At 58.7% G+C, this 9,791-nt stretch carries 8 protein-coding genes; 5 read left to right on the forward strand and 3 right to left on the reverse strand.

What is annotated here, in order from left to right; translation table 11 throughout:
* Positions 1-32: 32 nt before the first annotated feature.
* The 3 genes from EXQ56_11275 to EXQ56_11285 form a co-directional block, all read right to left on the reverse strand.
* Positions 33-2,543 (reverse strand): hypothetical protein, encoded by a 2,511-nt coding sequence (locus EXQ56_11275; GenBank protein ID MSO21021.1) that lies wholly within the window; start codon positions 2,541-2,543, stop codon positions 33-35.
* Between the two features lie 191 nt (positions 2,544-2,734).
* Positions 2,735-3,493: a TerC family protein gene (locus tag EXQ56_11280; protein ID MSO21022.1), complete on the reverse strand. Its 759-nt coding sequence runs from the start codon at positions 3,491-3,493 to the stop codon at positions 2,735-2,737.
* Positions 3,494-3,588: 95 nt separating this feature from the next.
* Positions 3,589-5,187 (reverse strand): long-chain-fatty-acid--CoA ligase, encoded by a 1,599-nt coding sequence (locus EXQ56_11285; protein MSO21023.1) that lies wholly within the window; start codon positions 5,185-5,187, stop codon positions 3,589-3,591.
* 248 nt (positions 5,188-5,435) lie between these two features.
* Between EXQ56_11285 and EXQ56_11290 the strand changes: the two genes are divergently transcribed.
* The 5 genes from EXQ56_11290 (at position 5,436) to EXQ56_11310 (ending at position 9,712) form a co-directional block, all read left to right on the forward strand.
* Positions 5,436-5,966 (forward strand): pantetheine-phosphate adenylyltransferase, encoded by a 531-nt coding sequence (locus EXQ56_11290; GenBank protein ID MSO21024.1) that lies wholly within the window; start codon positions 5,436-5,438, stop codon positions 5,964-5,966.
* Between the two features lie 61 nt (positions 5,967-6,027).
* Positions 6,028-7,242 carry a pyridoxal phosphate-dependent aminotransferase gene (locus EXQ56_11295; GenBank protein ID MSO21025.1) on the forward strand — a complete coding sequence of 405 codons (1,215 nt, stop codon included), beginning with the start codon at positions 6,028-6,030 and terminating at the stop codon, positions 7,240-7,242.
* A gap of 3 nt (positions 7,243-7,245) precedes the next feature.
* Positions 7,246-7,722, forward strand: a complete 477-nt coding sequence (locus tag EXQ56_11300; protein ID MSO21026.1) for an HAD family hydrolase — start codon at positions 7,246-7,248, stop codon at positions 7,720-7,722.
* A 230-nt stretch (positions 7,723-7,952) separates the two neighbouring features.
* On the forward strand, positions 7,953-8,324 hold the full coding sequence (locus tag EXQ56_11305; GenBank protein ID MSO21027.1) for a hypothetical protein: 372 nt from the start codon (positions 7,953-7,955) through the stop codon (positions 8,322-8,324).
* Between the two features lie 164 nt (positions 8,325-8,488).
* A complete protein-coding gene (locus EXQ56_11310; GenBank protein MSO21028.1) occupies positions 8,489-9,712 on the forward strand; it encodes a hypothetical protein in 1,224 nt (407 codons plus the stop codon).
* The last annotated feature ends 79 nt before the right edge of the window (positions 9,713-9,791 follow it).

Genomic DNA, 9,791 nt, shown 5'->3' on the forward strand with positions numbered 1-9,791 from the left:
CATTAAATCTCGATTGAACGCCACGCTCCGCTCTACCGCATCTGTAAAGTTACCGGGTTGCTGAGGCGGCCGCCAGCATTGACTACTACTGATACGCTAATGCCGGTGCGGACGGTATCTGGGACGAGGAAGTTGATCTGATTGAGTCCGACGCAACAGCCAGCTAATCCCGCGAATTTAGGCTGTACAAAGATGCCATCCACCGCCAGGGAAACATCTAACGCCGCGGTGGATGCCTCGGTGGGCACGGCTCCGGTAGGCACAGCCGGAGTGGTTCCGCCCAGACCCGTTGCATAGAGAGTCAATATTTCATCTCGCTGCGCTGGATTCGCGGCGGTAACCAGAGAGCCATTGGCATGGGTAATAGCACCAGCTCCAATCCCATTGGACGTGGTTGTAAAAATTCCCGGTGCGGCAATCTCCACGTTGACGCCCTGACCATTACTCAGCCGGCCACCGACATTCACTTGTACACTGGCCTGCCCAGGACCAAGCTCGGAAGGAATCTGCACGCCCAGTTGTGTGGGTGAAGCATAGAAGAGGGGAACAGTAGTTCCGTTGACGGTGACCTGCGCTCCAGCCATGGTAGTGCCCAATCGGCCATTCGCGCCAAACGTAGGACCACATGCAGGAGGCAGGCACGTGGCTCCATTGGCGGTGAGGTTCGCTCCGAAAATTGCAGCGATTGAACCCGGCGCCAGGGACAACGAAGCGCGGTTGTAGCTCGCATTGTTTACGACACCGCCGGAAGTGATCAAGGGCAGCGGCGGCGCCAAAGTGAAAGTAATCGGAATTTCCTTCGGCGTGCCAATCGCTCCCGGTGAAGAAACCTGCACGTTTCCGCTGTAGGTTCCAGGGGCAAGGTTTCCCACGTTTGCGGCCACGACCAGAGCAGTATTCTGAGTTCCCGAGGTGGGCGAAATGTTCAACCAGTTGCCGCCATTTGACGTGGTGGCGAGGGCTGCCCAGCTTAAAAAACCAAAGGCCGCATCCGAAACAGTAATGGTTTGAGTCGCAGGGTTGCTGCCGCCGGAAGTTGCGCTAAACGACAAGCTGGCGGGAGACACCGCCAGGGTGGGAGCTGGAACGATGGCAATTGTCACGTTGGTGCTCACCGCCGATATCGCTTCGCTCAGGTTGTTCAAGGCAAAGGCATGGAGTGTCACCTGACTGGTTTGTGGTGTCGCGCCGGGAACTGCTGACAATACGATCGTTCCCGTATTGCCCAATCCGGGGCCAAGCGCCCCGCCGGAGACGGTGCTTGGCAAACCGGAAACAGTGAAATCCGCATTGCCGGTAAAATTGAAGCGGCTTATCGTAATTTCCATCCGCTGCTCACTGCCCCCGGGAATCATGCTGAGGACGCCTGGAACGAACGCTTCAAACGACACGCGCGGCGAGTTGGCTACATTTGAAATGCGGAGAATTCTGAAATTCCCCACATCGGAAACCAGCATACTGCCGGAAGCCGTGAAATTGATGGAGCGGGGATTACTAAAAGCGGTTTCAATCGCTTGCCTCCCCACGCCATTATCCGATCTCTCTCCGGTTCCGGCGATGGTTTGTATCTTCTGCGTGGGAGTGATAATGCGGATCCTGTTATTTTGTGAATCGGCGATGTAAAGTGTATTACTAGAATCCACCGTCAGCCCGTGCGGGGTATTTAATTGGGCCGATACCGCGGGACCAGCGTCGCCGGAAAATCCTTTTGGCCCGCTTCCAGCCACGGTGGAGATGATACCCTGTGGAGTAACTTTCCGGACTCGTGAATTATCACCCAAAAAGTCATACATTGAAATGTAGAGGTTTCCGAGTGAATCCAGCGCCAGTCCACGGGGCGCGTGAATGGAGGCGTCAATGGCCAGCCCGCCGTCGCCTGAGAATCCTTCAAGCCCGGTGCCCGCCACAAGGGTAACCACACCCGCCGGAGTGATGCGGCGTACGCGGAAATTTCCAGTATCGGCAATGTAAAGATTCCCCACGCTGTCAAAGGCTAGGTCCCCTGGACGATTCAGGCTGACCAAAAAAGAGGTGTCTCCTTCTGCGAAATTGCCCGTGCGGCCATTGCCGGCATACACGCGGCCGACCAACCAGAATGCCCATTCGAACCCAGGGCGCGGTTCACGAGAAATTCGGATGATGCGGCCTCGTGTGGTATCGGAAACATAAAAGCTGCCATCCAACCCAAAGCGCATTCCCTCGGCTCCGTTCAGATTGAGCTTAAAGGCTTCGGCAGCCCTGCTCATAAAAAAAGGGTCCTGGGGATCGAGGATCACCGCTCCGCCGCCCGCATACACTGCGCTTGTTCCACTCACATTAATGCGGGTGACGCGCCCGAGGTTCGTCTCCAGGACATAAACATTGCCCTCCGCGTCGCTGGCTACGGAATTGGCGGCAGCGAATGAAATATTCAGAGGATTTACGGCAGAGACAAGCTGTGCCTGAACGCGCGGCGTCCCGGCAGCAACCAATAAAATGCACAGGACAAGCCATCGGAACCAGGCACTGCGTTGATCCGGACAAACTCTTTTTATCATGAACATCACCCACCAGGAAATTGGTTTTAAAAACTTACTACCCCAGGGAAATCCACTTATCGCAACACGATCTCGACACACTAAGGAAATTTTATCATTCTAGCAGCTCCATTAGCCCTTCCAAAAATGCATTCGTTCCAGATGAGGCACATACCCAGATTCGCCAGTTGCCTGAATTCATCACTGATCACCGGCTATCACCGCACTGGTTCTTCCGGCTTGGCGTAGGCTTCATGCAATTTCACCGGCGCAACCTTGGGACGGCGCAAGCGCAGGTTCAGCATCTCCACGAAGATCGAGAAGGCCATCGAGAAATAGATGTAGCCTTTCGGCACATGAACGTCGAAGCCTTCCACCATCAGCGTCATGCCCACCAGCAGCAGAAAACTCAACGCCAGCATTTTCACCGTAGGATGACGGTCCACAAAAGAGCCAACCGGTCCAGCGAAGATCATCATAAATAGCACCGCTCCCACAATAGCCGAAATCATTATGCTCACGTTCTGCACCAGTCCCACGGCGGTTATCACTGAATCAAGTGAAAACACCATATCGAGAATGACAATTTGCACCAGCACGCTCATGAATGTGGGGGAAACTTGCGACGAACTGTGGCCGGTCTCACCTTCCAGCTTCTGATGAATTTCGTGCGTGCTCTTGGCCATCAGAAACAGACCACCGCCTATCAGCACCATGTCGCGACCGGAGATTTGGTTGCCTAGCAGGGTGAACAAGGGCTCGGCCAGACGGATCACCCAACTGATCGAGAGCAGCAGCCCAATGCGCATGAACATGGCTAGCCACAGCCCCAGTTGCCGCGCTTTCGCCTGCTGAGCCACCGGAAGTTTGCCCGAGAGAATGGAAAGGAAAATTACATTGTCGATCCCCAGAACAATTTCCAGACTCAAGAGCGTGAAAAAAGCGATCCATGCCTGCGGTTCCGTCAACCATCCCATCTGTGAAATCTCCTTATGCTCAATCGGCAATAAACTGGATGACATCGAACGCGATTTTATTTCTACCCATGCGCGCAATTCCGGCCGCTTGCGGATTAGCGCGGCTGGCGCAGGAGTTTTTTCATAATTTTCCCCGTGCCGCCTTTCGGCAGCGCGCTGATGAATTCAATTTGCCGCGGAATTTTGAATTGGGCCAGCTTGCCGCCAAGAAAGCTGTTCAAATGCTCCACCGTGGTCGTCGCATTTTTCCTTAGGACCACCAGCGCCTTAGGCACCTCGCCCCACTTCGCGTCCGGAATGGCGATGACCGCGCACTCCAGCACATCCGGATGCGCGGCGAGCGCGCGCTCAATCTCCAGCGACGAGATGTTCTCTCCGCCGCTGATAATGATCTCCTTCTTGCGGTCGACTATTTGAACGAAGCCCTGTTCGTCCCACACGGCCATATCGCCCGTGTGCAGCCATCCATCACGCAACGCGGCGTCCGTTTCAATGGGATTCTCCCAGTAACCATCGAACACGCCATCGCCACGAGCAACGATCTCCCCCATTGTCCGGCCATCCTTGGCGACCGCCCCGCCTTGCTCGTCCACCACGCGCAATTCTGCGCCAATGATCTCGCGCCCAGTCATGGCCTTGCGGCGGGCTTGTTCCGATTCGTGCGTTCCGCGGCCCATATCGCCGAACCGTGAGATGCTCAGCACCGGACCGGACTCGGTTAATCCGTAACCGCAGTAACACAGGCACCCGAAGGTCTTCTCCATGCGCTGAATCAGCTCAGGAGAAGCCGCTGCGCCGCCTAGCTCCGTCCACTCGAGCGATGAAAGATCGTGCCGGTCGCCGGTCGTTTCCAGATATTCCAGCAGCAGGATGGCCATCGTTGGCACTAAGCATAGCGCGGTTACCTTTTCGCGCTCGACCAACCGGCACACCTCCGCTGGTTCAAATTTTCTCAGCAAAATGTGCCGTGCGCCCACTGCCGTCAGCATGTGCGCGTTGCCCCAGCCGTTGGCGTGATACAGGGGAATGGTATGCACTTGCGCCATGTCCTCCGTGTACTGCTTGGCAATCAACGCGTTTAACGCATGCAGATAGAGCGTGCGGTGGCTCAGCATCACGCCCTTGGGGGCACCGGTGGTCCCGCTGGTGTAGAACATCTCGGCGATGGCGTCTTCATTTACATCCGTGCAGTCATTCGTAAGCGGCGCGGCCCACTCCACTAGATCGTCGTAGCTTCCTGGAAATGGGGATGGAAATTCGGTCCGTTCTTCGTTGTCGGTAGTTCTCGGCGGTGCGGTCAATGGAATGAAGTGCTCCAACTGAGGCGCTTCGGCACGAAAACCCTCGACGAGAGCGGCGAACTCCACATCGTAAAACAGTACCCGCGCATCGGAGTCGCGCAGGATCGCCGCCAACTCAGTAGCGGCCAGCCGAACGTTCAAGGGCAGAAGCACGGCGGCGGCCATGGGAACGCCAAAGTAGGACTCTAGCAGGCGATGGCAGTTCCAACTCAGCACCGCCACACACTCGCCCGACCGCACGCCGAGCGCGCGCACCCCACCAGCCAGACGGCGGCAGCGATCCGCAAACTCCGCGTATGTGAAGCTCTCCTCGCCGCACACCACGCTTTCCTTATTTCCATAGAGCCGGGCCGCTCGTTCCAGAAACCTCAGCGGGGTAAGCGAAATCTTCATCCTGAATCTCAGTCTCCCAACATTCCACGCACCAGAACGTTTCACAGCGCAGGAAGAAAGCATAACCGACTTGCACCGTCCTGCTCAATTGACGGCGTGAGTTTGCACCCGAGTTAGGGACGGGCCTCCGGCCTGCTCTACCCATGCCCTTCGCTCGCCTTCAATTGACGCTCGTGAAAACTAAAGAATATAATGAACTTTCTATGTTTTAGGTCTTGGCACTCTGAGCATTGTATTGAGGAGCGGTCGTGTCGCAAAAATTGGTTGCTGTCTATCCGGGCAGCTTCGATCCCATCACCAATGGCCATCTCGATCTGGTCGAGCGCGGCAGCAAGCTCTTTGGCGCGCTGATCGTCGCCGTCTTGCGCAACTCCGGCAAGAACCCGCTCTTCTCCGTCGAGGAGCGTGTCGAGATGCTGCGCGAGGCGACCAAGCATTACTCCAACGTCTCGATCGATTCCTTCGACGGCCTGCTGGTGGACTACGCCGCGAAAAAGCATGCCAAGGTTATTCTGCGCGGCCTGCGCGCGGTCTCCGACTTTGAAAACGAAATGCAGATGGCGCTGATGAACCGCAAGCTCGACCCGAACCTCGAGATCGTCTTCATGATGCCCGGCGTCGCTTACACGTATTTGAGTTCGCGCCTGGTGCGCGAAGTCGTCCAACTGGGCGGCGATGTGCGCGGGCTGGTGCCTCCGCTGGTCTCCAAGCGGCTGCACGCCAAGCTCGACGGAGACCGCGCAAAATCCACTACGGCCCCCCGCACGCGGAAGCTGTAGCCGCTCCCGCTTCCAAATCAGCAGATAAGAATTTTAATGAAATCAAATTGAGGAAATCGCAATGGCCAACAGCACAGCCAACATGACAAAAAGAGAGATCAAACTATCCGACCGCGTCTCGCGCATCTCCGTCTCGTCAACGATGGCGGTGGCCGCCGAGGCCGAACGCCTGCGCGCGGAAGGCAAAGACCTCGTCGACTTCGGCGCGGGCGAGCCGGACTTCCCCACGCCCGACAACGTGAAGGAAGCGGCCATCAAGGCCATCCGCGACAATTTCTCGAAGTACACCGCCGCGCCCGGCACCATGGAATTGCGCAAGGCGATTGTTGATCGCCACGCCGCCGACTTCGGCACGGCCTACACGCCCGCCGAGTGCATCGCCACTGCCGGCGGCAAGCAGGCCATCTTCAACGCCATCAGCTCGCTCATTAATCCCGGCGATGAAGTGATCCTGCCCGTGCCGTACTGGGTTACTTTCGCTGATCTAATCAACTACGCCGGCGGCACGCCGGTGATGGTGGAGACGCGTGAGGAGTCCGGCTTCGAGTTGACCGCCGAGATGGTCAAGAAGGCCATCACGCCGCGCACCAAGCTGGCCATCATCAACTCGCCGAATAACCCCAGCGGCGCGGTGGTCCCTCTGGCCGAGGCCGAGCGCATTCTGGAAGTCTGTGCCGCCAACAACGTCTGGCTGATGACCGACGAATGCTACTGCCAGTTCTTCTACGAGACCAAGCCCTATTCACTCGCGGGCGCTAAGAACGCCAAGGACAACATCATCGTGGTCGGCTCGCTGTCGAAGACTTACGCCATGACCGGCTGGCGCGTGGGCTTTGCGCTGGGACCAGCGCCCATCATCGGTGCCATGGGGAAGCTCCAGAGCCACAGCACGTCGAACCCGTCTTCCATCGCGCAGAAGGCCGCCGTCGAGGCCGTGCGCGGCTCGCAGGATTCAGTGCCTGTGATGCTCGCCGAGTATCGCCGCCGCCGCGACTTCGTGGTGCCGAAGCTCCGCGCCATCCCCGGCGTGGTCTGCAACATGCCGCAAGGGGCGTTCTACGCCTACCCCAACATCGGCAAATATTTGGGTGCAGGCAAAGCCGCGGCGACTGTTACAGAGTTGTCCAGCCGCCTGCTGCGTGAGGCCGACGTGGTGGTAGTCCCCGGCGAAGCCTTCGGCACCAACGCCCACTTCCGCCTCAGCTACGCCACCTCCATGGAGCAATTGGAAAAGGGCCTCGACCGCCTGGCCAAATTCTTCGCCGCGCAGGGATAACTCATGCCCGCTGGATCACCCGCAATTCGCGCTGTTCTGTTCGACGCCGATGGGGTGATTCAGCGGGGATTCTCCATCAACGCGCAGCCTCTGCGCGACTCCCTGAATATTCCTACCGATCGGCTGCCTGCCTGCGTCGCCGATCTATTTGCCGCTGAACGCAACGCCCTTACCGGAACACGCTCGCTCGAAGAGTGCGTAGCGCATCTGCCCGCTCAGTGGGGCTGCCGCGGAACTGCTGACGACATTATCCGTTCTTGGACTATTAGTCTAGAAGCCGACCCAGGCATGGTTGCAGGAATCCGCTCCCTGCGGGCATTGGGCATCCCTTGCTTCCTCGCTTCAAATCAAGGCCACAGCCGTGCTCGCTATATGTCAGAGGTAGTCGGCTACCGGAATATTTTCGATCGCGAGTTCTACTCCTGCACGGTTGGCCTCGCCAAACCGGGCCCCGAATACTTCCGACTCATTCTTCGCTAGATCGGCGTGAGAGCGAATGAAGTGCTTTTCCTGGATGACATCCTTGAAAACGTGAATGCGGCCGCCGAAGTGGGGGTTCGGTCAGTCCAATTTGATTGTTACCGCGATCAGCCCTGGAGCGAGCAATTGCGACAGATCTTGTTGAGCCATGGATTGGCCACCGGTCAATTCTAGCTGGCGGGGCCCATGACCACACTTAAAGCAGCGCTAACTTACTTCGCGCGGGGGGCATCCTGGGACCGATCCGGGTGCTGTGGCTGGTTCCGCGTCTGGTCAGCCAATTTCCGGAGCATGCCGAGCGTGTCGCCGAACTGATCGAGATGCCCATCATGATCGCGGTGATCTTCCTCGCCGCGCGCTGGATCGTGCGCCAATTCCCTCCACCGAGCAAGCACTCCTCTCCCCGCCGTTATACCTTGGCCGTGGGATTCCTCGCTCTGGCCTTGCTAGTCGCGGCGGAGATGATTCTCGGTTGGAAGCTGCGCGACCTCTCACCGCTCGAATACTTCACCGCCAGCGACCCCGTCTCCGGCACAGCCTACTTCGCCAGCCTGCTGCTGTTCGCCCTGCTGCCCTCCTATCTCAATCGTCATCAATCTTAACGACCTGTCATCCTGAGCACAGCGAAGGATCTGCTTTCCTGAAGAGTCTGGCTCCCAGCGAAAAGCAGGTCCTTCGCTACGCTCAGGATGACAGCAGTGGGAGATGCGCAGGGAGCCAATGGACGCCAGTCCTGTGCTACATTGAACCATTGAGGCCTGTGCGCGTGAACTCCCCTTCCGATTCTCGATCTTCATCTCCAACGGTGCGCTGTGATGCGCCGCTGAAGCTCGCGCCTCGCTTTGTCGAGCGCGTGTGGGGCGTGGGCGATGTCAGCGCGTATTATCCCAATTACAAGATAGGCGAGACGCCCATCGGAGAAGTCTGGTTGACGGGCGAAGAGAACGTCATCGCCGACGCTCCAAATGGAATTGCGCCGGGTGCCGCAGCGGCGCTTGTGGGCAAGCCGTTGAATGAGGCCACGCGCCTCGGCGGTCACTCGCTGCTAGGCGCGCAGATGCGCGCGCATCCCACCGGCGCGGCGGTGTTCCCTCTGCTGGTCAAGTTTCTCTTTACCAGCGACAAGCTGAGTGTACAGTTGCATCCATCCGATGCCGCGGCGGCGCGAGCGGCCTCCTGGGGCAAGACGGAAATGTGGCACGTGCTGGACGCGCAGCCGGTGGACGGCAAACCCGCCGCGCTCGCCGTGGGCTTCCTGCCCGAGGCGCGCGAGCGGTTGCGCGGCAATCCTGAGCTGCTGCGCGAGGCGATCACCAGCGGCGCGATCGAACAAATGCTTGACTGGCGCGCGGTACACGCGGGCGAGAGCTACTATGTTCCAGCCGGGACGGTGCATGCCATCGGCGCGGGACTGACTATCTGCGAGATTCAGCAGAACTCCGACATCACGTACCGCCTCTACGATTACCGCCGCCCCGGCACGGACGGCCAGCCGCGCGCGCTGCACGTTGAGCAAGGCCTTGAGGTAATTGCGTGGGACACGCCTTCGGGTCTGACCAGCCCTGTCGAGATGTCGCTGCCGCCGATGGAGCGCACGCTACTCGCTGCGTGTCCGCTGTTCGCCACCGAGCGTTGCGAAGTGCGCTCCACGCAAGTTCATCTGACCGAGAATCGCATGGAGATTTGGGTGGGGTTGGAGGGCATGCTGGAGGTGCACACAGGCGATCTGTCTCTTGCGCTCAAAGAAGGCGCGCTGAACGAAGCTGCTTCTGGTGTCGCGGCGGATTCCGGCAGTGCGCTGCGCCTGGGGCCGGGCGAGGCCGTGGTGCTGCCCGCCGACCTGCCCTGGGTGCAGATTAATCCGCGCCCCGACGGAGCCAAGGCGAGCTTCCTGCGCGTTTACATTCCCAACTTTGAAGATAGTCTGCTGGAAGCGCTGCGCCTGCGTGGCGTGTCGGCGGCCCACCTGCGCCGGGTGTGTTTTCCATAACAGAGCCGCGCGCGTGAGCAAGCGGTGGTTGGTTTCCGTACGAAACCATAACCCCCGCTTGCTCACGCGCGCGGCTCTG

The sequence above is a fragment of the Acidobacteriota bacterium genome (assembly GCA_009691245.1).
Lineage (GTDB): Bacteria > Acidobacteriota > Terriglobia > 2-12-FULL-54-10 > 2-12-FULL-54-10 > SHUM01.